Origin of the sequence: Legionella drancourtii LLAP12, assembly GCF_000162755.2 — a bacterium.
GTDB lineage: Bacteria > Pseudomonadota > Gammaproteobacteria > Legionellales > Legionellaceae > Legionella > Legionella drancourtii.
Genome location: NZ_JH413836.1, coordinates 1 through 921 on the forward strand (window position 1 = coordinate 1; position 921 = coordinate 921).

Here is a 921-nt window from a genome sequence, read left to right on the forward strand (position 1 = left end):
CCAATACGGTGAGTGCGACTGTAGTAGGTGTTTCGAATCCTCAGGCGATCGCCATGAACTCCTCGACAAATACGGCGTACGTCATGGCGTCATCTGGAGGAACACTGTCCATTTTGAATGTAGCTAATAATGTAGTATCCACTTTAGTTCTTACTAATGACACCTACTCTGGCATAGGTGTAAACCCAGTTACCAATTTGATCTATGCTCCAAATCTGAATAATAATACGGTTTATATTGTGGATGGGGCAACAAATACAGCTACAGGAACAACAATCAGTGTAGGTAGTATGCCTAATTCTGTTGGCGTGAACTCAACAACCAATACCATTTATGTGGCTAATGGCGCTGATAACACCGTTTCAGTGATTAATGGTGCAACACATTCGGTAACTGCCACCATACCAGTGGGTAGTTTTCCCATTGGGGTTGCTGTTAATGAAACTACCAATAGGATTTATGTCATTAATCTACTTGGAGGTTCGGTCTCAGTAATTAATGGTGCGACTAATGCAGTCATCACTACGATTACTGTAGGAACTCAACCGCGTGGAGTGGATGTAAATCCTGTAACGAATACGATCTATGCTAGCAGCTATAATTCGGGTACGGTCTCTGTCATTAACGGGGCAACAAATGCAGTAACCAGCACCATTACTGGTGTTGGCGGTAATTTAGAAGGTGTTGCGGTGAACTCTGCGCTAAACACGGTCTACGTCGCTAGTGCTAATGGTTTCTCTGTGACTGTAATTAATGGTGTAACCAATAGTATTGTTACCACTGTGTCTACGGCAAATGGTGCTTGGGGGTAGCGGTGTATGCACCAACACCCGCATTTTGCATTGCCAATGACAAGGGAATTACTACCGCTGTAGTTGATACAGTGAAGAGCAGGCTTGTCTCCAAGGTCATGATTAGTGA

At 43.9% G+C, this 921-nt stretch carries 1 protein-coding gene; it reads left to right on the forward strand.

What is annotated here, in order from left to right; translation table 11 throughout:
* Positions 1 to 812: YncE family protein (locus tag LDG_RS12860; RefSeq protein ID WP_040535796.1), on the forward strand; the 812-nt coding region annotated here is incomplete at its 5' end.
* Between the last annotated feature and the right edge of the window lie 109 nt (positions 813 to 921).